We start from the raw sequence: 22,238 nt of genomic DNA, 5'->3' as shown, positions 1-22,238 counted from the left end.
GTTCTTATAAGTGCATCAATGGTTTTGCCTTTGTGATGATATTTACCGATAAATTTGTAAAATGTAGATTGTAAAAAGTATGAATGATATAAGTCATTAATACCTGATACAACAATACATTCCTACACTATATACAACCTTTAGGGTGGTTTTAGCGGTGGGGCTCACCTGTTCCCATTCCGAACACAGAAGTTAAGCCCACCAGCGCCGATGGTACTGCGAAAGCGGGAGAGTAGGTCGCCGCCAGTCTTTATCTAAACCCCTCCTTCATCATCCGATGAAAGAGGGGTTTTTTTGTTATATATACATACTTTAACTCTAAGAAATATCTAGACTTAAACAATACATAGATACTGAATATGCAAATAAAAATTCCGGTATCAGTTAAGCTACATTTTTGTAAATTTTATTTTGATTGTTAAATTCTTCTATTGTTTGGTAATTCAGGGCACTGTGGCGTCTTTTTTTGTTGTACCAGACTTCGATGTATTCGAAAACTTCCAACTCCATTTGTTTTTTTGTAATGAGTTTGTTGCCATAAATGAGTTCCGTTTTCAAAGATTTAAAAAAACTCTCCGCCACCGCATTATCCCAACAATTTCCTTTGCGGCTCATACTTCTTGTAATTCCATAAAATTCTAAAGTATTTGTAAATTTCTTGCTTGCATATTGAACACCTCTATCGCTATGAAAAATTAATCCATTAACTATTTTCCTGTTTTTGACAGCCATTTTCCAGGCTGCAAGGCTTGTGTCCTCGGTATTCATTCCGCCACTCAAACTCCATCCGATTACCTTCCTGTCGTATAAATCAATAACTGTTGTCAAATACAAAAATCCTTCTTTGGTATGAATATAAGTGATGTCAGAAACCCAAGCTTCAGAAGACGCAGCAACGGTAAAGTTCCTATCCAAAACATTTTCCACCACCAGATAATTGTGTTTTGAGTTGGTGGTAACTTTAAATTTCCTGCTCAATTTACTTCTTAAGCCTAACTCCTTCATATATTTTGCCACCGTGATTCGGGATGTTTTGTATCCTAAAGAATTCAACTCAAATGTAATTCTAGGGCTTCCATAGCGTTGTTTTGATGAAAAATAAATTGAAGTTATTTGATCTTTTATTTTTTCTTTCAAAAGCAGTCTACTGCTACTGCGTCTGTTTTTCCATTTATAATAACCGCTGGAACTTAATTTTAAAACATTGAACATCTTTTCAATCGGAAATAGACATTCATTATTTTGTATGAATTTATATTTCATCGACCGCTCTTGGAAATGCTTTAGCATTCATGAATACCTTAAAAAAATATAAAAGAAATAAGCTAAAAGATGCCGATTGCTTTTTTTAATATATCACGCTCTAGCTCTGCATCTTTGAGTCTTTTCTCCAGTTCGTGGATTTTTTCCTATTCGGGTGTAAGTTTTAAATTGCCATTCCCGGGAAAGCTACCTTCCCCAAATTCTTCGTACTCTTTGCGCCATTTGTAAAGTAGTGTGACTGCGATTCCCAGTTCTCGTGCGAGTTCTGAGATATTAGTCCGCTCATTACTTAACTGAACGGCTTTGGTCTTAAAAGCAGGATCGTAGATTTTTCGCTCTCGTTTCATATTTTAAAATTAAGGTTTTATGCTTAACTTTAACTGGAAGATAAATTAGTATATCCAATCTTTTGGGTTTATAATAAATCCAATTATATATCTACATACTGATGGTGTATCTTTCTGGGAAATAGGATCTAAATATAATAGAAGAATATTACCAAGTTTATTTTGATCCGAATATTCTTAAAATAAAAAATCAGTCTCACTATTATGGCGAGACTGATCTTTTTTATCTGTTTAAAAGAGATTAAACCTGAATCACTCCCAGATTGAACTTCTCTGTAATAGGAGCATGATTCGCCGCTTCAATACCCATGGAAATCCATTTTCTGGTATCTACCGGATTAATAATGGCATCCGTCCAAAGACGGGCTGCAGAATATGTTGCTTCTGTTTGTTTCTGATATCTTTTTGAGATGGTATCTAAGATTTCCTGCCGTTCTTCTGCGGAGATTTCCTTTCCCTGTTTTTTTAAGGTAGATTCCTGAATCTGTGCTAAGACTTTTGCTGCCTGTGTGCCGCCCATTACGGCAAGATCTGCCCATGGCCATGCTACAATTAACCTAGGGTCATAGGCTTTTCCGCACATGGCATAATTTCCGGCACCATAGGAGTTTCCTGTAATAACGGTAAACTTCGGAACAACGGAATTAGACACGGCATTAACCATTTTTGCTCCGTCCTTAATAATTCCTCCATGCTCAGATTTGGAGCCTACCATGAAGCCTGTAACGTCCTGTAAGAATACCAAAGGGATCTTCCTCTGATTACAGTTGGCAATAAACCTTGTGGATTTATCAGCCGAGTCTGAATAGATAACCCCTCCAAACTGCATTTCGCCCTTTCCGCTTTTAACCAGTTTTCTCTGGTTAGCTACAATTCCTACAGACCAGCCGTCAATCCTCGCAGTTGCACAGATGATGCTTTTACCATAATCAGGTTTATACTCTTCGTAATCAGAATTGTCTACAAGACATTTGATAATCTCATATGTATCATATTGTTCGGTTCTTGAAGCCGGAAGAATTCCGAAAATGTTCTCAGGCTTTGATTTAGGCTGGAAACTTTCTATTCTGTCAAACCCGGCTTTTTCAGTGCTGCCAATGGATTTCATGATATTTTTAATTCTGTTCAGAGCATCCTGGTCGTCTTTAGCCTTATAATCCGTAACACCGGAAATGGAACAGTGCGTAGTGGCACCACCCAATGTTTCATTATCAATAGTTTCTCCGATCGCAGCTTTCACCAGGTAGCTTCCTGCAAGGAATATAGAACCCGTTTTGTCAACAATCATCGCCTCATCACTCATAATCGGAAGATAGGCGCCCCCGGCAACACAGCTGCCCATTACGGCTGAAATCTGAATGATTCCCATCGAGCTCATTTTAGCATTGTTCCTAAAGATTCTGCCGAAATGTTCCTTATCCGGGAAAATTTCATCCTGCATCGGAAGATAAACCCCTGCGGAGTCAACAAGATAGATAATCGGGAGCCTGTTTTCCATAGCAATTTCCTGAGCCCTTAGATTTTTCTTCCCGGTAATAGGGAACCATGCTCCTGCTTTTACCGAAGCATCATTAGCCACAACAAGACATTGTTTACCGGATACATATCCCATAACCACCACAACGCCGCCGCCGGGACATCCGCCGTGCTCTTCATACATTTCAAAACCGGCAAATGCACCGATTTCTATGGAATCCGAACCTTTGTCAAGAAGATAATCAACCCTTTCCCGTGCCGTCATCTTTCCTTCATCACGAATTTTCTGAAGTCTTTTTTCACCGCCGCCTTTCTTAATTTCAGAGAGCAAACGGTTTATTTCAGATAACTTTAATCTGTTCTGATCTTCTCTTTTGTTGAATTCGATGTCCATAAAATTTCAATTTTTTCCGCTTAAAGATACTATTTTTCAAAGAATTTATATTGAATTAAAACAATTGTTTAATTTGTTGGTATTCAGAAAATTATGAAATATTTAACATATATATATTTTTGAATGTATGATATTTTTTTTAAATTTACATCAGAGTAATGGAGATGATATCTCTATTAATACTCTAAGTTCCTAGTTTATTTTTTTAATAGTTTATTATTTGAAGGCCCTGAAAGTTGAACAAATTTTCAGGGTTTTTTTATTTAGTTTATTCCTGAAATAATATCTTTAAAAAAATAACAACGGTGCTGTAAGTATTTACAGTATTTGTAAAAAGCGATTTGTAAATTTGCAGAAAATTAAAAAGAAAGCAGGTATGCATAAATTGGCTCTTTTCAGATTGCATTTGATTGTGTTTTTATGGGGATTTACGGCAATTCTGGGAAAGCTTATTCAGGCCAATGCACAGATTCTTGTATTTTACAGAATGCTGTTTGCAGCCATTTTTCTTTATATCTATATCAGGATAGTTAAAAAAGAAAGCATTAAAGTGTCAAAGAAGATTTTCTTTCAGCTGGCGGCAATCGGTTTTTCAATGGCCTTTCACTGGTACTGTTTCTTTCATTCCATTAAAGTTTCCAATGTATCTATTGCCTTAAGCTGCCTTTCTCTGTCCACCTTATTCGCAGCGATTATGGAACCTGTTATTTTTAAACGTAAAATCGATATTTCCGAAGTGGTCATGGGGGTAGTAATTGTGGCGTGCATCTTATTAATTTTCAAAACGGAATTCAGGTTTAAGGAAGGCATTATGTATGGCGTTCTGTGTGCTGTTTTCGGGACGGTATTTTCTGTTTTTAACGGAAAGATGTTTGGGAAGACAAGTTCCGGAAATATTATTTTTTATGAAATTTTCTCCGGATGGTTCATTTTGCTGATCATTTATCTGTTCAGCGGGCAAATTTTTCAGATGAATGAAATAAGTTACCGTGATATTGCGTTAATACTCTTGTTGGCCAGTGTTTTTACGGCTTTCCCAATGCTGGAATCGGTGAATTTGATGAAATATATTTCTCCCTTCACACTAATTTTAACAGTTAATTTAGAACCGGTTTACGGAATTATACTAGCTTTTTTTATCTTTGGGGAATCAGAACATATGAGCCCGGTTTTTTACGGTGCCTCAGGGGTTATGATACTGGCTATCATTGTCAACGGATTTATAAAAGCTAAGAAACAAAAAACTTTAAATTAAGCATCAATCTATATGATGAAAAAATATCTTTTACTCGTATTTTCCCTCGCATTCGGGATGTCACAATCTCAGATCATTAGAAAATATTCCAATGAATTCCTAAATATCGGTGCAGGAGCCAGAGGGCTGGCCATGGGAGGCGCTGTAGTCTCTAACCAGGATGATGTATATTCCCCGATGTGGAACCCGGCGGGGCTGATGTCTGTTGAAAGGGACTGGCAGGGAGCAGCGATGCACGCCGAATATTTTGAATCGATTGCCAAATATGATTACCTGGCCTACGCCAAAGTTCTGGAAACAGGGGTTTTCGGAGTTTCTGTAGTCAGATTAGGTGTTGACAATATTTTAAATACCACCCAGCTGATTGATACGGAAGGAAATATCGATTATGATAAAATTACCAAATTTTCCCAGTCTGATTATGCAGCCATACTGTCTTATGCATTTAACCCCGGCGGCAATACCAAACTGGATGTGGGAATCAATGCCAAGATCGTTTACAGAAATGTAGGGAAGTTTGCGAACGGATACGGTTTCGGTTTCGATATCGGAGCCATCTACAAAATGGATAACGGATGGAAAGTAGGAGGGATGCTGAGAGATGCTACCACCACAGTGAATTTCTGGAGCGTGAATCAGAAAGAACTTTCCACGATTGTAAACGGGGAAGAATTTAACCCGGCCCCAAAAGATAAAATGGAACTTACGATGCCTAAACTGAATGTCGGGGCCAGTAAAATATTCGAGATCAACAGCAGTATTTATGTTTTGCCTGAAGCAGGTATCAATGTAGATTTCGCTAAAACGGCGGCCCTTCTCTCAACCGATTTTGCAAGTATTACGCCGTATGCCGGTGCCGAACTGGGATACCAGAAAATGATTTTCGTGAGATTGGGAGTAAACCGGTTCCAGTCGATTACCGATATTGAAGATCTCAGGAGAAAAGTTTCTTTCCAGCCAAGTGCAGGGATCGGGATTAAGTACAGAGGTCTTACTTTAGATTATGCCATTACCAATTCCGGGATCGGAGGATCCAATTTCTATTCCAACTTCTTCTCCCTGAAACTGGATATGGGACAATTCAGAAACGATTAAATTTACATTCAATGAAAAAGATTTCACTCATTATATTAACCGCCTGTTCGATGTCTGCTTTCGGGCAAAAAATTTCGGATTATAAATATGTTTCGCTTCCTGCCAAATTTGAAACCTTTAAGGAAGATTTCGGATTAGGGGAGTTGCTGACCAAGACATTAAAGAGTAAGAATTATACCGTTATTCCCGCAGACAAGCTGCAGTGGCCTTCAGAAGCCAAAGATAATCCGTGCAGTGTTGCAGCAGCCGATATCATCAATGACAGCGGGTTTTTACGCAATAAAGTGCTGGTACAATTTAAAGACTGCAATGATAAAGTAATATCATCCTTTAAAGGAGCTTCCAATATCAAGGAGTATAAAGAAGGTTACCAGGATGCATTGAAACAAACCTATATTTCTATTTCGCCCGCTAATCCGGTGGTACAGATACAGCAGCAGACGCATGTGCAGCAGACTGAATCAAGTGAACAACCTGCCATAACACCTGCTACCTCAGCTGATAACGGTAATAATGGTGTAAAATTCAGCAATGGAAAAACTGATTATCAGAAAGTACAAATTGATAACAGCCAGTTTATCTTAGTCGGTACCAACAGTTCTTCGCCATTTGCTACATTCAAGGTAACAACGAAAAATGATGTTTTCAGGGTAAAAATGCAAAATGGTGATGCTACTCTGGGATATTATGAGAACGGGAATATTGTGATAGAAATTCCACAGGTAAACGGAGAGTATACCAGGGAAATATTCTTGAAGAAATAATTTTAAAGATAAAAAAAGGTTGGAAACATTTCCAACCTTTTTTTATCCGTTATTAAAGAAATCATAAACCACCTGTGCTTTGCTTTTCCCGAGAATTTCTTCCAGTGTTTCTAAACTTGATTCTTTAACCCTTTTTACCGATTTTAATCTGGACAAAAGCATTTCAATGGTTTTTTCGCCTACTCCGGGAATGCCTTCCAGTTCAGATTTTATCGTTGAATTGGATCTTCGGGTTCTGTGATGCCTTACCCCAAAGCGGTGGGCTTCATCCCTTACGCGCTGTAAAATTTTCAGGGTTTCCGATTTTTTATCAAGATACAGTGGAATCGGGTCTTCCGGAAAGAAAATTTCTTCCAGTCTTTTTGCGATACCAACGATCGTTATTTTTCCGTACAGTCCGAGTAACTTTAAACTTTTTATAGCGGATGAAAGTTGTCCTTTCCCACCATCAATCAGGATCAGCTGTGGCAGAGATTCGCCTTCATCGAGCATTCTTTTGTATCGACGGAAAATAACTTCTTCCATGGTTTTAAAATCATCGGGACCGGTAACGGTTTTGGGATGAAAGATTCTGTAATCGGCTTTGCTGGCCTTTCCGTCTTTAAAAACCACACACGCAGAAACAGGATTGGTTCCCTGAATATTTGAGTTGTCAAACCCTTCAATATGCCTCGGCTCAACAGGCATCCTCAGCAGTTTCTGCATTTCCGCCATAATCCGGTTGGTATGCCTTTCCGGATCGATGATCTGTACCTGCTTTAATTTTTCCAGGCGGTATTCCCTGGCATTCTTTTCAGAAAGCTCGACGATCCGTTTCTTGTCACCGACTTTAGGAACGATCAGTTTAACATTCGGAATCTCAATAGTCAGATGGAAGGGAAGCAGTATTTCTTTTGAATCCGAATCAAATTTCTGACGGATTTCAATCAAGGCCTCCTCCATAATATCTTCATCACTTTCTTCAAGAATCTTCTTGATTTCAGTAGTAAAGCTCTGGATGATATTTCCGTTCCTGATTTTAAAGAAATTGATGTAAGCAGCCGTTTCATCACTTGTCATCCCGAAAACATCCACATCATCGATATTCGGATTCACTACCGTGTTTCTGGATTGGTAGTCATCCAGAATATCCAGTCTTTCTTTGATAATCTGGGCATCTTCGAACCGAAGATTGGAAGCATATGCGGTCATTTTATCGGTAAGGTACTCTTTTGCTTTCCGGAAGTCTCCCTTGACAATCCCGCGGATGGCATCAATTTTTTCATCATATTCTGCTTTGCTCTCCAGGGCTTCACAAGGTCCGTTGCAGTTCTTGATATGATATTCCAGGCAGACTTTATATTTTCCTTCCCCGATTTTGGCAGGCGCTAAATTAAGATTGCAGGTTCTTAATTTATAAATATGTTTGATGGTATCCAGTAGAATTTTCGCCGGGCGCACTTTTGCATACGGGCCGTAATATTCCGAACCGTCCCGGATTTTGGTTCTGGTCAGGAAAATCCTTGGGAATTCTTCATTTTTGATGCAGATCCATGGATAGGTTTTGTCATCTTTCAGCATGACGTTATAGAACGGCTGATGCTCCTTGATCAGATTGTTTTCCAGCAGAAGGGCATCATATTCACTATTAACGATAGTCGTTTCCAGCCTCTGGATCTTGGCTACCATAATCCTTGTCCGGTATCCCGGAAGGTTTTTATTGAAATAGGAAAGCACCCTTTTCTTCAGATTTTTTGCCTTTCCCACATACAGCAGCTGCTCGTTTTTGTCATAATAACGATAAACGCCGGGTTCAGAGGGTAGAGTTTTGAGCTGTAATTCTAAAGAAGGATTCATATAACAAAATTACGCAATTTAAGAGCAAGAAAAAAGCCACAGAATTTCTATGGCCTTACAATTTATGTTAAAATTGACGGTTAGCTATTGCTCATCTCGGTATATGCATTCACAAGGAAGCTGAAATAATCCCACTCCACAGAATTCTTAGGGTATTTTTTCATGAATCCGGCATTGTCCCCGAAAAGGAAATCATAATTATCCTCAAAATCATCTTTGTGAAGCCACATTACTTTGTCTCCTTTTTTCACATAGTATGATTTGAGCACACCGCCGCCAAGCTGAGGGCCGCCGCCAAATGAAACCCCTCCGGTTTCTTTTGATCTCGGATCATGATAAACCGAAATGATCTCGTCAAAACCGGGATTGATTACCTGCATCAGGAATTCTTTATCGTCTTTTTTATTTTTAAGAGAAACGGTTTGATTGACGAAGTAGATTCTGTCGTTATTGGTTCGTTTGGTTAATTTTTTGGTACTGTAGTTTCTGATATTTCCCATATACTTTGCCACCTTTGCTATTTTTTCGGCATTTCCTGGATATACATACATTTCAGCAATCTGATCCGCATTAAACAATTCAGCTTTTTTTGAGATGCTGTCTTTAAGGGAAACTTCAAAGATCTGGCCTTTCTTCGTATCAATTTTACTGCAGAATCCTTTGTGGGTGCTTCCGTCTTTTAAAATCACGGTGGATGTCTTTCTCGGAGAAGGGGTGTTGAAGCCTTCGTTGAAAAGGTACATTTCCATTTTTTTGATGTCTTCTTTGGAATATTTTACTTTCTGTGCGAAAGTTGCGGTGCCTGCCAGACATAATGCAAGCATTAAAGTTTTAAGTTTCATTGGATATTAATTTTTTATTTCGGCGGTAAAAATAATGAATTAATTGAGTTATTTCATAAAAAACAAGGTGTTGAAAATTAGTTTTCCCAATTATGGCTAAATGCTTAATTTTAAGACAAAATTTAGAGAATGATATACGGTGTAGATGTTTTCAGTTTCCATGATGTTTTGGAGATCTGTAAAACTCCAAATAAAGCGAAGCTGAATAAGACGGCAAAAGAGCAGATTTTAAGATCCCAGAAAAACGTACAGCAGATTGTAGAGTCAGACCGTTGTGTGTATGGGATCAATACCGGTTTCGGGCCTCTGTGCGATACCAAAATTTCTGCTGATGAAACAGCGCTGTTACAATATAATTTAATTATTTCCCATGCAGTAGGGGTAGGAAAGCCCATTGATAAGGAACTTTCAAAAATCATGATGATTGCGAAAGTTCATGCCCTGTCAAAAGGGTTTTCGGGAGTTTCTCTGGAAGTCATCGAGAGACTGATCGTGATGCTGGAAAAAGATATTATTCCTGTAGTTCCTGAACAGGGTTCTGTGGGGGCCTCGGGAGATCTGGCTCCGCTGGCTCATCTGGTTTTGCCGCTTTTAGGATTGGGGAAAGTATGGGTAGGAAACGAAATTTTTCAAACCGCAGAAGTATTGTCGCAAAATAATCTTGAACCGTTAATTTTAGGCCCTAAAGAAGGATTAGGATTAATCAACGGCACTCAGTTTATTCTTGCTCACGCCATCAAAGGCCTGGAAAAGTTTGAATACCTTCTGGATCTAGCCGATATGACGGCAGCCATGAGTATTGAAGCTTATAGAGGTTCAGCCAGCCCCTTCAGAAAAGAACTTCATGAGATCAGACCGTTTGAGGGAAGTCAGAAAGTAGCGGCAAGAATGCTGAAGTTTTTAAAAAATTCTGAAAATTTAAAGTCCCACGAATATTGCGACAGGGTCCAGGATCCATATTCAATGCGGTGTGTCCCGCAGGTTCACGGAGCAAGTCGAAATGCTTTTGAACATCTGAAGATCATGGCGGAAACAGAACTGAACTCCGTGACAGACAACCCGATTGTGTTAAGTGCTGAAGAATCAATTTCAGGAGGGAATTTCCACGGCCAATTAATGGCAATGCCTTTGGATTATGCAACCCTGGCAGCGGCTGAACTGGGAAATATTTCAGACCGAAGAAGTTATTTATTACTGGAAGGAAAATACGGTTTGCCAAGACTGTTAACGGAAAGTTCAGGACTGAATTCCGGATTTATGATTCCGCAGTATACGTCTGCAGCATTGGTAACGGAAAATAAAACCCTGTGTTTCCCGGCTTCCGCAGATTCTATTCCGACGAGTTTAGGACAGGAAGACCATGTGTCGATGGGAAGCATTTCCGGAAGGAAATTCAATCAGGTGCTTGGAAACCTGGTCAACATTTTAGCGGTTGAGCTAATGTTTGCCGCTCAGGGACTTGAATTTAGGAGACCGGCTACCTGCTCAAAACTCATTGAAGAGAACTATGCCGTTATCCGTTCCAGAGTGGCTAAACTGGAAGAGGACCGCCTGATCGGTGAGGATATGCTGGCTATTGCAGAATTAATTAATGAGAGGCGGTTTATTGTCAGTTAATATTGTAATCAACTTGTTGTTATTTAACCATAGAAACGGACTTTTGTCCGTTTTTTTTATTTCAGCAATTGACCGGTTTCTGTCAGTTTAATATTCTGTACATAATAAAATTGAAGATAAGATAAATTTAACATTCTGTAATTCAGGGTAAAGTGATATATTAGAGTCATCCAAATTAGAGTATATGAAAAAAAATGTGTTTTACCTACTCATGCTGTTTTCAGTTTTTATGGCATGTAACAGAGACGATCTTCAAAGCAACGCAGCCAATATAGAAGTGGTACAGAAAGACCCATTGACTGCAGGAGAGATTAATGATAAAATTAATGAAACCATTAAGACTAAAGGAAGGTTTTCATGGAATGCATCATCCGACCATTTTGTGTGGAGTGCGATTTTCCAGGGAAATAAAGTGGCTTCCATTGGCTTCGGGTCTTCTTTCGACAGGAGTCTGAGCCCGGATAACAGTACTGCTGAGCAGGAAATTTTAGATCTCATTAAAAAATACGAAGGGAAAGCAGATAGGGTTCTGTTGTTTTCAGATCCGTATTTAAATCAGATTGATGTAGCTATTGAGAAGCAGGAAACCGTCATTGCCCTTCGTAAGATGAAAAATATCCGCTATCTGGAGCCTGCAGATTACCGGTATTTTGAAAACGAAAGAAAATTCGGAGGAACTGCAAAATCAGGCTCTTCATCATCGGGATGCGGATTGGAATCGACGGCTTTAAATGCAGCGGATTATACCACAGTAACCCCGAACGCAAAAGCGCCATGGTCTTTTTCAAAACACAATATCACAAATGCGTGGAGCTACAGCACCGGCACCGGAATAACCATCGGAATTATTGACAGCGGGGTTTCACCGGAACAGCCTTTATTGGGAAGCAGCTTAAATAACGGGCTTTCATCCGGAAGAACGATCACTAAAAACGGGGTGTATGTAGATTCAGTATGGCCGTGGAGCAGCGGGTATGACGGAGCAAATGACCAGTGCGGCCATGGAACAAGCATGGCTTCTGCTGCTGCAGCCCCGAGAAATAATCTTGGGCAGCCGGTGGGTGTGGCGTACAATGCCAGTTTAGTAACGTACAGAGCCGCTTCAAATGTCGTACTGGAAGGATACCATGAACAGAATGGAGTTAAAACCGCATTTACGGAATTGGGAAATAACAGCCAGGTAAAAATTATCTCAATGTCTATGGGGCACATCTTTTCAGTCGGCAAAATTGAAGACGGGGTAAAGTATGCTTATTCCAAAGGGAAACTGATCTTCTGCGCAGGCGGAACTTCCACAAGCTTTACTAATTTTGTCGGGGTTATTTTCCCGGCCTGGATGCCCGAAACACAGGCGGTCACCGGAGTGAAAGAAAATACATCGGATCAGAAATGCGATGTCTGCCATTCCGGCTCTGAAATTGATTTTACCTACCAGATGGAAAGGGCATCGGGAAACAGCATACCGGTACTGAGCTATTACAACGGGCAGACAGATTATGTCGGCGGTTCTTCTGTGGCCACTGCTTCCACGGCAGGAATTGCGGCATTGGTCTGGTCTAAAAACCCATCATGGACAAGGGATCAGGTATTGAATAAAATGAGGCAGTCTTCAACCTATTACCCCAATCCGAATTCTGATTACGGCTACGGAAATATTAATGTCTTGCAGGCTGTTCAGTAAAATATAATTTAAAGACGGAAATTTCACGGATTAATCTCCCAGCTGATAATCCAGAGGAAGCATATTTTCAATTTTATTTTTTGTAAAATCTCCTTCAGTAATCAGCAGATCCGGAGTGGTGATGTTTCCGTCTTTTGAAACTTCAAAGGTTTCGCCTTCAGGATGCAGGAATGAGGATAAAACGACCATGTTTTTACTTTTTATGAATTCTTTTCCTTTCAGTTCATAATCATATTTTTTGTAATTCACCTGAAGCATATCTTTAAAACTGAAAAGAATGCCGTCACTGCCTCTTTTAACATAATCAGAATCCGGAATCATGGTTTTTATAATGGCCAGTGCGTAAGGTTTCTGGTTATTTTTTCTTTGGGAAATATCAAGGATATGATCAGGAAAGCTAACCGTCTTTGTCAGTTTTACCGTTTCCGTAAAATCTTTTAAAGTTCTCAGTTCTTCTTCAGTCGGATACTTCGGATTGGGAACTTTTACCACATGATTTACAATAAACTGATCTGCAGCAACCGTGTTGTTATATATACTTCTGAAAAAATGAAGCAGGCTTCCTTCATAGGCATTCATCCGGTTCAGTTTTATCTTAGGATTGCTTTTTACTTCTCTGAAAAGGCTTGTCCCGGAACAGTTAACCATTTTAGAATCAAAGTCAGCAGAAAAATTCACCAGGTTATATTCTATTTCATAGCCCATATTTTTATTTTCAATGATTAATGTTTTAGGAGCCTTTACTTTCAGCGTCTTATTCTTTTTATCATATGCGAACTTCAGTGTTCTCTGATTTTTAATTCTCACCTGTTCACGGTCATACCCGATAAACTGGTCCAGGAAATAATGGATGTAATTCCTGTATGCTTCTTCTGTATAAGGGATAATTGTGACTTCCTCAATATCATTGCTTTTAAGCAGGACGACTTTTAATGTTTTACCCACAACTTCGGAAGAAGGCGTTGTAAAAGTTTCATAATGTTCCTTTTGAAAAACAACATTTCCTGAACTTTTTACAGGCAGAGATAATGTAAAACTTCCGTCTTCCTTTGAGGTGGTTCCGATTTTGGTCCCGTCAATATAAATATTTACATTACCGATGTTCTGGTCAGCATCATTGACCACTGTTCCCTTGATCATCTGAGCCAGTGAGAAATACAGCGGAAATAAAAATAAAAAAAGCAATACCATTTTTTTCATAATCAGCAATATTACTAAATTTTTAGTGATAAAAACAAACTGTTGTTTCATTTCTATAATTAGTAGATTAACCCAGTTTCATGTAAATTTTTCTGTTTTTAAATCATGATTAGGTACTTATACCTATAATAAAAAATGGGTAGATGTACGCTAAAATATATGAAAGGTCTGCAGTAGCTTTGTCATGTGATCACAACGATACATTTGAAAGTAACATCCTTGGCCATCAGTTTAACTGATATTTAAATCCTGTTATCATCACTTGTATTAAAAAACGTTAACCAGTGGAGACCAGAAACCATTAAAACGGGGCATCATCCGAAAAGCCATAAGAGTAGGAAACAAAAAACTATAAACATGTCACAACAAGAACAATTATTAGGAGGATGGACAAATTATCACCCTCTTACTGCAGAAGATCAAAAAGTATTCGATGAAGCCATGCGCGGATTTGTAGGGGTAAAATATACGCCTACCGAAGTAGCTACACAAGTGGTAAACGGAACCAATTACCGTTTCAAATGTAATGCATCAATGCCGCCATCAGAAGTAATCTGGCAGGCGATTGTAGAAATCTACAGCCCGATTGACGGTCAGCCACATGTGATGTCTATTACAAGAATATAATAAACGTTTTTGCTTATTATAAAACCGGGGGAGCAGTCTTCCGGTTTTTAATTTCTGAAGATTTGTACAGTCGGCCTTGATTAGCCGATTCTTACGCTTGTCATGCTTAAGGAGCCGCCGATCAATTCATCATTGAATAAAACAAGGTTTTCAGATCGGTCTTTCAATCCTAAGGAATATACCAAAGGTAAATAATGGTCAGGACTCGGGACGGCGTATTGCAGAGAAGTTCCCTGTTTATGGTATTCTATTATACTTTGGAAGTTTCCGTCCAGAAGCCAGTTATTTGTTTTTTGCCTGGCTTCGATGGCCCAGTCCCATCCGGCACCGACCGTATGGATATTTCTCCAGTCGATCAGCCTGAGGTTATGAATGATATTCCCGCTCCCGATAATTAAAATTCCTTTTTCACGAAGTTTATGTAATCTTTTTGCCAGATCAAAGTGATACTGGGGAGGTTTGGTATAATCAATGCTCATCTGGATAACTGGAATATCCGCTTCAGGATACATATGCTTAATCACGGACCAGGCTCCATGGTCAAGTCCCCACTGATGATCTTCTTCCGCTAAGGCCGGTGTCAAAAGTTCAGCAGTTTCCCTTGCCAGTTCAGGACTTCCGGGAGCCGGATACTGAACATCAAACAAAGCCTGAGGAAATCCTCCGAAATCATGAATCGTTTCAGGCATATCCATTGCAGTTACTCTGGTCCCTTCAGTAAACCAATGCGCAGAAATACACAAAATGGCATGAGGCTTCGGTATTTCAGCCGCTGCCTTTCGGAATCCCTGTACAAACTGATTCTCTTCAATAGCATTCATGGGAGAGCCGTGCCCCAGAAAAAGGACAGGCATTCTTTGGGTAGTTCCAAAAGCACCGCTTATATTTTGAAGGTCGTTGAGGTTCATTATAATAAAAAGGTTCAAGGTTTTAGTAATCCTTGAACCTTATGTTTATGGTTTAACTGAAATAAGATGATATCTTATTTGTTGAAGCACCCATTTCAGGGTGCTCATCTGAAAGGTGTCTTTTGGATTATGCCTGCTTAATAAACTGGAGTTCTCCGGCAATTTTTACTTCTTCGCTTACCATAACACCGCCTGCTTCAAGTGCAGCATTCCAGTTTAATCCGAAGTCTTTTCTGTTGATTTTCCCTTCAAAAGAAAACCCCGCTTTTGTATTTCCCCAAGGATCTACATTGATACCGCCGAAATCCACGTCAAGAACAACAGGTTTTGTAACTCCGTTAAGGGTAAGGTTTCCGGTTACTTCGTTATTTAATGCAGAAGATTCGAAAGTAATGGTAGGATTCGCTTCAGCATTGAAGAATTCTGCAGATTTCAGGTGATTGTCCCGGTCTGTATTATTCGTAGAGATAGAATCGGTCTTAATGGTAGCTGTTGTTTTTGCATTGGCAAAAGTATCGTCGTCAGCATCGATTTCTGCCGTAAAGTTGGTGAAGTTTCCTTTGATATTGGAAATCATCATGTGTTTTACTTTAAAAGTAATTTCACTGTGCGCTGGGTCTAAGGTCCATTTTGTAGCCATTGTATTATATTTTTTATTGTTATTGATGATGCAAATGTAGAGCAAAGGGCTGATACAAGTCATTGATTTAGGATAAGAAATGAAATTGCTTTGTTTATTCTAATATAAATTTCATTGTGTATAATTTTTCATAAGTGTATACCTCAAGATAATTAACCAAAATCAATTCGTCCAAGTAAATTAAGAAAATTCCTTTAAATACAGATGCCACACCAGGAATGTTTTTATTTTAACATTTATTAACGGGTGGTTTTTATTTCTTATTTTTGATGGATTCAATTTTTATCTAATGAAATTACATACATTTTCTTTATTGATGATGGTTTTGGGCAGTTCTGCAATAGCGCAGACCCAGAAATTTACGATGGCGGAAGCTGTTAACGGTTTGAGAAGCAACCTTGCCGTAAAAAATATATCGCAGTTTTCATGGTCGGATGACGGGAAATCATACATCCAGTCGGTAAAAGGCGGATATCTGGTTACCAATTTAAAAACAAATAAGCAGGATACCCTGGTATCTTTATATCAGCTGAATAAAAACCTTGAAGACCATAAATTCAAAGCAGTCCCTCAGATTAAATTTACCGGGACTTCCAAAGGGTATTTCAGTGCGGATAGCCAGATGATGTGGGTGGAAAAATCAGGCAACGACTGGAAAGTGAAAAATACCGTTGCTATGGATAAAGAAGCTTCCAACATGAAAGTCTTTGCTGACGGTCAGAACTTTGCCTTTACGGTAAAGAATAATCTGTATGTCAGTAAAAACGGAAAAACAATTGCCATAACGAATGATTCCGATGAAAATATTCTGAACGGCGCTTCCAATGTCCATCGAAACGAGTTCGGAATTGATACGGGAATTTTTCCGGCTCCCAATTCTGAAAGTGTCGCGTTTTACAGGATGGATCAGACTATGGTGGCCGATTATCCGATTATCGACTGGTCCGTAACTCCCGCCGTGAATCACAATATCAAGTATCCGATGGCAGGGCAGACTTCTCATCAGGTGACTTTGGGGATTTTCAACATGAAAACCCAGTCGACAACTTTTTTAAAGATCGAAGGTGAAAAAGACCAGTACTTAACGGCGGTAACCTGGAGCCCGGATTCAAAATATATTTTTGTGGGCGTACTGAACAGGAGCCAGAACCATATGAAAATGAATCAGTATGATGCGGCCACAGGAAATTTAGTAAAGACCTTATTTGAAGAAACAAGCGATAAATATGTTGAGCCGCAACATCCGCTGACATTCTTCCCGAATTCGAATACAGATTTCATCTGGCAGAGTCAGAGAACGGGTTACAATCATCTGTTCCACTATAGTTTAGAAAAAGGATTGGTCGCCCAGATCACGAAAGGAGATTGGCTGGTGTCTGAAATTTTGGGGTTTAATGAAAAGAAAGAGGAAATTTATTTCACTTCTACGAAAGAAAGCCCATTAGAAAAACATCTGTACAGAATCAACTGGACGAACTTTAAAATGCAGCGTTTGGATAATGCAGAAGGGGTGCATACCGGAATTTTGAGCAGCGACGGAAATTATCTGTATGATGTGTACAGCAATGAGAATACCCCAAGGATTGCCAATATTATCAATACCAATACCCTGAAAACAAATAATCTTCTTACAGCTGAAAATACATTGAAAAATTACCAGAGGCCTGAAATTAAAAATGTAAACCTAAAAGCTGACGACGGCACTCTTTTATACGGAAAAATCATTCTTCCGACGAATTTTGACCCGAATAAAAAATATCCTGTTATCGTTTATCTGTATAACGGGCCCCATTTACAATTGGTCACCAATACTTTCCCGGCTTCAGGAAACCTTTGGTACGAATATATGGCTCAGAACGGGTACATCATTTTCACGATGGACGGAAGAGGTTCTTCCAACCGCGGGTTGAAATTCGAGCAGGCAGTGTTCAGAAATCTGGGAACTACGGAAATGAATGACCAGATGAAAGGCGTGGAATATTTAAAATCCCTTCCTTACGTTGACGCCGAAAGAATGGGAATTCACGGATGGAGCTTCGGAGGATTTATGACCACCAGCTTTATGCTGCGTCATCCTGAAGTTTTTAAAGCAGGGGTTGCGGGAGGCCCTGTAATCGACTGGAGCATGTACGAAATCATGTACGGAGAAAGATATATGGATACGCCGCAGGAAAATCCACAGGGATATGCTACGGCAAATCTTCTAAATAAAGTACAGAATCTCAAAGGAAAACTGCTGATGATCCATGGGGCCCAGGATGATGTGGTGGTCTGGCAGCATTCGGTTAAATTCATCAAATCTGCAGTTGACAACGGAGTACAGCTTGATTATTTCGTATATCCCGGACATCAGCATAATGTAACCGGAAAAGACAGGGTCCATTTAATGCAGAAAGTAACAGATTATTTTGACCAGTACCTGAAAAAATAATCTTAACGATATAGAATGAACTTTATAAAAACAGAGAGGGTACACTTTCATACGTTTGATTCGCTGAGGTTTCTCTCTTTTTTATTGGTTTTCCTACACCATTCCCCTGTTCCGCAAGACAGTTTCTTGTACTGTTTCTCTAAAGAAGGCGGGATTGGTGTTTCTTTTTTCTTTGTATTAAGCGGTTTTCTGATAACCTATATTCTGATCCTGGAAAAAATGAATAACAAGGGGATTGTTTCATTAAAGAAATTTTTTAGAAGAAGAATTTTGAGGATCTGGCCTCTGTACTATGCCATGGTTCTGTTTGCCATGTGCACACCGGTTATACTGGATTCCTTAAGTCTTTCTTATTCCGATAAAGGATATCAGCCGAATTGGTTTTTCACACTTACATTTCTTGAAAACTACAGGATGATGTGTACGCATCAGTTTCCGAATGTATCGCCACTGACGGTAATCTGGTCCTTGTGTATAGAAGAGCATTTTTATATTTTCTGGGGGCTGGCATTTTATTTTATTTCATTGAAAAATATTCCTAAGTTATTTTTGGGCTGTATTGTATTCTCTTTTTCAATGCAGATTATTTATGAACAATATAATATCAAGACCTTGGATGTGTTTACGAATATCCATTACTTCGCTTTCGGCGCCATTCCGGCTTATCTGTTTGTTTTTAAAAAGAAGAGTATCGAAAAACTGGAAGGGATTTCTGCCTTTTATAAATACGCATATGCTTTTGTGGTGGTTGCTGTGATTCTCACAGTCGCCAATACCGATATCATCCCTGATCTGAAATTAAGTTCACTCCTTTTCAGTATCTTATTTTCAGGATTAATCCTTTTGACGCTAGGTGATAAAAATGTATTTAAGATTCCGGACAACAGCATAACGGGAAGACTCGGAAAATATACCTACGGATTATACCTGTTTCATACCATCTGCATCAATTTGTTTATGAAAATCGGAAATACATTGGGGATAGGGTGGATTGAAGTTATTTTATTGTCATTTTTGTCAACTGTAATATTTTCTGTACTTTCCTATCATCTTTTTGAAAAACAGTTTCTAAAATTAAAATAGCTTCAGATGCGCTTTAATGATGTTCTTATAAATCATTAATTGTTATTTACTTAAATTTTTGAATAGGTACTAACCCCGTCGATCTTATCATTCATCAATGCTTTTTACTATGGATTGCTGTAATTTTGTATTCATAAAATCAACAATATGGAATTAGGAATAGGAATGTTTGGTGACTTGTCATTCGACCAGGCAACGGGAAAATACAGTGATGCCGGCGTTAAGATCCGTGAAATTCTGGAACAGGTAAAACTCATGGATGAGGTAGGAATAGATGTTTTTGCCATGGGGGAGCATCACCGTCCTGATTATGCGGTTTCGTCACCGGAAATTATTTTAGCGGCGGCGGCAAGCGTGACAAAAAATATAAAACTGGCCAGTGGGGTTACCGTTTTGAGTTCCTCAGAGCCTGTAAAGGTGTATGAAGATTTCTCGACGCTGGATTTAATCTCTGACGGCCGTGCCGAAATTTTCGTCGGCCGCGGAAGTTTTATTGAATCTTTTCCGTTATACGGATATTCATTAAATGATTACGAAGAACTTTTCAATGAGAAATTGGAGCTCTTATTAAAGATCAATGCAGAAGAAAACGTGACCTGGTCCGGAAAACTCCGGGCACCAATGCAGAACCAGACCGTGTATCCGAGAGCAAAGAACGGCAGAAAAATTCCGATCTGGAGAGCTGTTGGGGGAACTCCGCAATCAGTGCTGAATGCAGCAGAGCTTGGAATGCCTTTGGTTGTTGCCATTATCGGTGGAATGCCGGCCCAATTCAGGAATCTGGTCGAATTTTACAAGCAGGAATACAAAAAAGCCGGTCATGATGAGGATACAATTCAGATTGCGATTCACTCCCATACCTTTGTAAGTAATGATCCGGAAGTAATCGACGGATATTTTCATAATTATAAATCCCAGATGGACAGGATCGGTTCCGCAAGAGGCTGGGCACCATATACAAAAATGCAGTATGAAAGCGGCAGGGGCAAAGACGGAGCTTTATTTATCGGAAATCCGAAAGAGGTAGCAGATAAAATTGCTGATATGAAAGAAATTTTCGGAATCACCCGCTTCATCGGTCATATGGATGTCGGAGACCCTTCCTACGATATCATGATGAAATCCATAGAACTGTTCGGAAAAGAAGTAAGGCCGGCTGTTAAAAATTTATAGTGCCAATCCTTTTGCAGAACATCAGCAGGTAACTTTTATCATTTCAGGATTAATATGCTTATTTTTACAAAAAAATTATGCAGCAGCCATCCAGAGATCCGCTTCACGGAAAAAGACTTGATGCCATCCTTGAAGAACTGGTAGAGTATTACAACGGTTTTGAGAAATTGGGTGAACAGATCAATATTAAATGTTTCACGGATAATCCGAGCATCAGTTCTTCTTTGAAATTTTTAAGGAAAACAGATTGGGCAAGAACTAAAGTTGAAAGTTTGTATCTCTTTATGCTGAGACAGAAAAAACGGGATGAAACAAGCCGTGAAAAGTGAGAAAGCTTTCTGCTTTAAACTGCATTGCTTAATGTCTTTGTCCGGTCAATTATTTCAAAAATAGTATATTTGTGCTGTTAATCGTGAAAGACTCACGAAAAAAAGAGAAAATATGACAATTGAAAACAATCATGTTGTAGCTTTACGTTACATACTTCACACAATCGAAGAGGATGGAAGTAAAATTCTTGTAGAAGAAACAACAGCAGAAAATCCATTTACGTTTTTGTATGGTGTGGGAATGATGATTCCAAAGTTTGAACAAAATATCCTTGGTTTAAAGGCTGGCGATAAAGCCGCTTTTACCATTCAGTCAGAAGAAGCTTACGGTGAAAAACAGCCGGATGCCATCGCGCAGTTGCCGGTTGATATGTTTAAAGAATCCGGAATTCCGCCTGTTGGTGCTATTTTGCCTTTATCTGATAATGAGGGTAATAATTTTCAGGCATTCGTCGTAGAAGTAACACCTGAAGTTGTAGTGGCAGACCTTAACCACCCGATGGCCGGGAAAACATTAGATTTCGAAGTGGAAATTTTAAGCACACGTCCGGCAACGGAAGAGGAGCTGGCCCATGGTCATGCCCATGGAGCTGACGGAACCGAGGCTCATTAAACAACCCATAATATAAATGTCCGGCTTTTGTCGGACATTTTTTTTGAATCATCTGCTTGTTTATCTTTATTCAGTCTAAAAACTCTCCCGAAACATAATACCATCGTTCATGCATTTTCTGAAAAATTGAAAACTCATGGTGAACCTGCGGATTTCCATCCTGATCCGTATAATAAGCCTTAAACTCAACATGGTTCAAAGCGGGAGTCTGTATAATTTCCAGTTTCGTCCATGTATTGATTTCGCCCCATTCCTGTAAATCTTTTTTGTTATGGTATTTTCTTTTTCCGGGAAGTGTGGTTTCCATTAAGTATTCACCATTCGGAATGGCAAAGGCAGAAAACCTCGAACGCATCAAAGCCTCGGCAGTCGGAGCATTTTTTATTCCGGTATGGTAAGGTTGGCAACAGTCTTCATATAATTTTGCTGAACAGCAGGGACAGTTCATGTTATTTACTTTTAAATTACAAAAATCACGAATTTTTATCATATAGTATAGTTTTAGAAGAAATATTTCACCGAGATCATATCTGGGTTTAAAAATAATTCCGGGAGAAGTATGTACCATATCAACAAAAAAACTGTTGGGTTCTGCCATAAGGATTCAGCCAAAGGAAAACAGTTTGAATCAATATTTCCAGGTTTCATCAGCGAAAGTCAGAGC

Annotated in this window: 18 protein-coding genes, 1 rRNA gene and 1 pseudogene; 12 read left to right on the top strand and 8 right to left on the bottom strand. The window is 39.1% G+C overall.

Annotation, left to right across the window (positions count from 1 at the left end; all coding sequences use genetic code 11):
* The first annotated feature begins 141 nt into the window (after positions 1-141).
* Positions 142-249, top strand: a 5S ribosomal RNA gene (gene rrf / locus H561_RS0119255).
* Positions 250-384: 135 nt separating this feature from the next.
* On the opposite strand, the pseudogene H561_RS0119250 reads toward rrf, so the two are convergent.
* Together H561_RS0119250 and H561_RS0119240 are read right to left on the bottom strand one after the other, a co-directional pair.
* A pseudogene (locus tag H561_RS0119250) lies at positions 385-1,610 on the bottom strand (IS3 family transposase).
* 241 nt (positions 1,611-1,851) lie between these two features.
* Positions 1,852-3,480 carry an acyl-CoA carboxylase subunit beta gene (locus tag H561_RS0119240; protein ID WP_027388473.1) on the bottom strand — a complete coding sequence of 543 codons (1,629 nt, stop codon included), beginning with the start codon at positions 3,478-3,480 and terminating at the stop codon, positions 1,852-1,854.
* Positions 3,481-3,856: 376 nt separating this feature from the next.
* Between H561_RS0119240 and H561_RS0119235 the strand changes: the two genes are divergently transcribed.
* Genes H561_RS0119235 through H561_RS0119225 form a run of 3 tightly spaced genes read left to right on the top strand, consistent with a single transcriptional unit; the run spans position 3,857 to position 6,594 of the window.
* Positions 3,857-4,735 (top strand): DMT family transporter, encoded by an 879-nt coding sequence (locus H561_RS0119235; protein ID WP_027388472.1) that lies wholly within the window; start codon positions 3,857-3,859, stop codon positions 4,733-4,735.
* Between the two features lie 15 nt (positions 4,736-4,750).
* Positions 4,751-5,830, top strand: coding sequence for a putative type IX sorting system protein PorV2 (locus H561_RS0119230; RefSeq protein WP_449384741.1), 1,080 nt, complete (start codon positions 4,751-4,753; stop codon positions 5,828-5,830).
* 11 nt (positions 5,831-5,841) lie between these two features.
* Positions 5,842-6,594 carry a hypothetical protein gene (locus H561_RS0119225; RefSeq protein ID WP_027388470.1) on the top strand — a complete coding sequence of 251 codons (753 nt, stop codon included), beginning with the start codon at positions 5,842-5,844 and terminating at the stop codon, positions 6,592-6,594.
* Between the two features lie 42 nt (positions 6,595-6,636).
* Here the strand turns inward: H561_RS0119225 and uvrC are convergent, their stop codons facing one another.
* Positions 6,637-8,430, bottom strand: a complete 1,794-nt coding sequence (gene uvrC / locus H561_RS0119220) for an excinuclease ABC subunit UvrC (RefSeq protein ID WP_027388469.1) — start codon at positions 8,428-8,430, stop codon at positions 6,637-6,639.
* A gap of 80 nt (positions 8,431-8,510) precedes the next feature.
* Positions 8,511-9,272: a hypothetical protein gene (locus H561_RS0119215; RefSeq protein WP_027388468.1), complete on the bottom strand. Its 762-nt coding sequence runs from the start codon at positions 9,270-9,272 to the stop codon at positions 8,511-8,513.
* A 129-nt stretch (positions 9,273-9,401) separates the two neighbouring features.
* Here H561_RS0119215 and hutH point away from each other — a divergent pair, with 129 nt between their 5' ends.
* Together hutH and H561_RS0119205 are read left to right on the top strand one after the other, a co-directional pair.
* A complete protein-coding gene (gene hutH, locus H561_RS0119210; RefSeq protein WP_027388467.1) occupies positions 9,402-10,889 on the top strand; it encodes a histidine ammonia-lyase in 1,488 nt (495 codons plus the stop codon).
* A gap of 184 nt (positions 10,890-11,073) precedes the next feature.
* A complete protein-coding gene (locus H561_RS0119205; RefSeq protein ID WP_027388466.1) occupies positions 11,074-12,570 on the top strand; it encodes a S8 family peptidase in 1,497 nt (498 codons plus the stop codon).
* Positions 12,571-12,600: 30 nt separating this feature from the next.
* Here H561_RS0119205 and H561_RS0119200 read toward each other — a convergent pair whose 3' ends face one another.
* Positions 12,601-13,770, bottom strand: coding sequence for a carboxypeptidase-like regulatory domain-containing protein (locus H561_RS0119200; protein ID WP_162143037.1), 1,170 nt, complete (start codon positions 13,768-13,770; stop codon positions 12,601-12,603).
* Positions 13,771-14,127: 357 nt separating this feature from the next.
* Between H561_RS0119200 and H561_RS0119195 the strand changes: the two genes are divergently transcribed.
* Positions 14,128-14,397: a hypothetical protein gene (locus tag H561_RS0119195; RefSeq protein ID WP_027388464.1), complete on the top strand. Its 270-nt coding sequence runs from the start codon at positions 14,128-14,130 to the stop codon at positions 14,395-14,397.
* 80 nt (positions 14,398-14,477) lie between these two features.
* Here H561_RS0119195 and ygiD read toward each other — a convergent pair whose 3' ends face one another.
* Together ygiD and H561_RS0119185 are read right to left on the bottom strand one after the other, a co-directional pair.
* Complete coding sequence (ygiD, locus tag H561_RS0119190; protein WP_027388463.1) at positions 14,478-15,305, bottom strand: 4,5-DOPA-extradiol-dioxygenase; 828 nt, start codon at positions 15,303-15,305, stop codon at positions 14,478-14,480.
* A 127-nt stretch (positions 15,306-15,432) separates the two neighbouring features.
* Positions 15,433-15,945 carry a YceI family protein gene (locus H561_RS0119185; RefSeq protein ID WP_027388462.1) on the bottom strand — a complete coding sequence of 171 codons (513 nt, stop codon included), beginning with the start codon at positions 15,943-15,945 and terminating at the stop codon, positions 15,433-15,435.
* Between the two features lie 289 nt (positions 15,946-16,234).
* Between H561_RS0119185 and H561_RS0119180 the strand changes: the two genes are divergently transcribed.
* The 5 genes from H561_RS0119180 (at position 16,235) to H561_RS0119160 (ending at position 21,574) form a co-directional block, all read left to right on the top strand.
* Positions 16,235-18,376 carry a S9 family peptidase gene (locus tag H561_RS0119180; RefSeq protein WP_027388461.1) on the top strand — a complete coding sequence of 714 codons (2,142 nt, stop codon included), beginning with the start codon at positions 16,235-16,237 and terminating at the stop codon, positions 18,374-18,376.
* A gap of 15 nt (positions 18,377-18,391) precedes the next feature.
* Positions 18,392-19,459, top strand: a complete 1,068-nt coding sequence (locus H561_RS0119175) for an acyltransferase family protein (protein ID WP_027388460.1) — start codon at positions 18,392-18,394, stop codon at positions 19,457-19,459.
* 147 nt (positions 19,460-19,606) lie between these two features.
* Entirely contained in the window at positions 19,607-20,632 is a 1,026-nt protein-coding gene (locus tag H561_RS0119170; protein WP_027388459.1) for an LLM class flavin-dependent oxidoreductase, read from the top strand.
* A gap of 77 nt (positions 20,633-20,709) precedes the next feature.
* The gene (locus H561_RS0119165; RefSeq protein WP_027388458.1) at positions 20,710-20,961 is read left to right on the top strand and encodes a VF530 family protein; all 252 of its coding nucleotides are present in this window, start codon (positions 20,710-20,712) and stop codon (positions 20,959-20,961) included.
* 112 nt (positions 20,962-21,073) lie between these two features.
* Complete coding sequence (locus tag H561_RS0119160) at positions 21,074-21,574, top strand: FKBP-type peptidyl-prolyl cis-trans isomerase (protein ID WP_027388457.1); 501 nt, start codon at positions 21,074-21,076, stop codon at positions 21,572-21,574.
* 70 nt (positions 21,575-21,644) lie between these two features.
* Here the strand turns inward: H561_RS0119160 and H561_RS0119155 are convergent, their stop codons facing one another.
* Positions 21,645-22,022 carry a YchJ family protein gene (locus H561_RS0119155; protein ID WP_027388456.1) on the bottom strand — a complete coding sequence of 126 codons (378 nt, stop codon included), beginning with the start codon at positions 22,020-22,022 and terminating at the stop codon, positions 21,645-21,647.
* Positions 22,023-22,238: the final 216 nt, after the last annotated feature.

The sequence above is a fragment of the Chryseobacterium gregarium DSM 19109 genome, assembly GCF_000430845.1.
GTDB lineage: Bacteria > Bacteroidota > Bacteroidia > Flavobacteriales > Weeksellaceae > Chryseobacterium > Chryseobacterium gregarium.
The sequence above is the reverse complement of the archived record's forward strand: the minus strand, read 5'-3'. Positions and strand labels throughout refer to the sequence as shown.

Coding starts and splice junctions, on each gene's coding strand:
- H561_RS0119240 (WP_027388473.1), bottom strand. CDS start 3,480: ATGGACATCGAATTCAACAAAAGAGAAGATCAGAACAGATTAAAGTTA.
- H561_RS0119215 (WP_027388468.1), bottom strand. CDS start 9,272: ATGAAACTTAAAACTTTAATGCTTGCATTATGTCTGGCAGGCACCGCA.
- H561_RS0119235 (WP_027388472.1), top strand. CDS start 3,857: ATGCATAAATTGGCTCTTTTCAGATTGCATTTGATTGTGTTTTTATGG.
- H561_RS0119165 (WP_027388458.1), top strand. CDS start 20,710: ATGCAGCAGCCATCCAGAGATCCGCTTCACGGAAAAAGACTTGATGCC.
- H561_RS0119225 (WP_027388470.1), top strand. CDS start 5,842: ATGAAAAAGATTTCACTCATTATATTAACCGCCTGTTCGATGTCTGCT.
- H561_RS0119170 (WP_027388459.1), top strand. CDS start 19,607: ATGGAATTAGGAATAGGAATGTTTGGTGACTTGTCATTCGACCAGGCA.
- H561_RS0119230 (WP_449384741.1), top strand. CDS start 4,751: ATGAAAAAATATCTTTTACTCGTATTTTCCCTCGCATTCGGGATGTCA.
- ygiD (WP_027388463.1), bottom strand. CDS start 15,305: ATGAACCTCAACGACCTTCAAAATATAAGCGGTGCTTTTGGAACTACC.
- H561_RS0119175 (WP_027388460.1), top strand. CDS start 18,392: ATGAACTTTATAAAAACAGAGAGGGTACACTTTCATACGTTTGATTCG.
- H561_RS0119185 (WP_027388462.1), bottom strand. CDS start 15,945: ATGGCTACAAAATGGACCTTAGACCCAGCGCACAGTGAAATTACTTTT.
- H561_RS0119205 (WP_027388466.1), top strand. CDS start 11,074: ATGAAAAAAAATGTGTTTTACCTACTCATGCTGTTTTCAGTTTTTATG.
- H561_RS0119200 (WP_162143037.1), bottom strand. CDS start 13,770: ATGAAAAAAATGGTATTGCTTTTTTTATTTTTATTTCCGCTGTATTTC.
- H561_RS0119195 (WP_027388464.1), top strand. CDS start 14,128: ATGTCACAACAAGAACAATTATTAGGAGGATGGACAAATTATCACCCT.
- H561_RS0119160 (WP_027388457.1), top strand. CDS start 21,074: ATGACAATTGAAAACAATCATGTTGTAGCTTTACGTTACATACTTCAC.
- hutH (WP_027388467.1), top strand. CDS start 9,402: ATGATATACGGTGTAGATGTTTTCAGTTTCCATGATGTTTTGGAGATC.
- H561_RS0119155 (WP_027388456.1), bottom strand. CDS start 22,022: ATGAACTGTCCCTGCTGTTCAGCAAAATTATATGAAGACTGTTGCCAA.
- H561_RS0119180 (WP_027388461.1), top strand. CDS start 16,235: ATGAAATTACATACATTTTCTTTATTGATGATGGTTTTGGGCAGTTCT.
- uvrC (WP_027388469.1), bottom strand. CDS start 8,430: ATGAATCCTTCTTTAGAATTACAGCTCAAAACTCTACCCTCTGAACCC.